Consider the following 350-nt stretch of genomic DNA (forward strand, 5'->3'; position numbering starts at 1 on the left):
TCGCCGATGCGTCGTGCGGCGCGGATGCGTTGCTGTCCTATCCACCATGAGCCCATCACTGTGAATATGATTGCGCCAATTGCCAGTGGGAGCCACCCTCCCGAGGTCGCTTTGGGTAGGTTCGCAACGAGGAACGCGATAGTAACCAGGAGGATTGCGCCTGCGGCGATAATTCTTGGCGTGAGGCGTCTGGAGTGTGCCCAACTCCAGGCCAGGTAGACGATGCTGGTGATGGAGATGGTAGTGGTGACGGCGATGCCGTATGCGGAGGCCAACGCGGCGGATCCTCGGAAGCCAATTGTCACGGCGAGCACAGCAAGTGCAAGTAGGACGTTGATGGCTGGAACGTA

Annotated in this window: 1 protein-coding gene; it reads right to left on the bottom strand. The window is 59.4% G+C overall.

The window, feature by feature from the left end; translation table 11 throughout:
- The coding region (locus tag QN345_RS19945; protein WP_323509229.1) for a KUP/HAK/KT family potassium transporter at window positions 1-314 on the bottom strand (314 nt) is incomplete at its 3' end.
- Window positions 315-350: the final 36 nt, after the last annotated feature.

The organism is Cryobacterium sp. 10I1, assembly GCF_035019805.1.
In the GTDB taxonomy this organism is placed as follows: domain Bacteria; phylum Actinomycetota; class Actinomycetes; order Actinomycetales; family Microbacteriaceae; genus Cryobacterium; species Cryobacterium glucosi.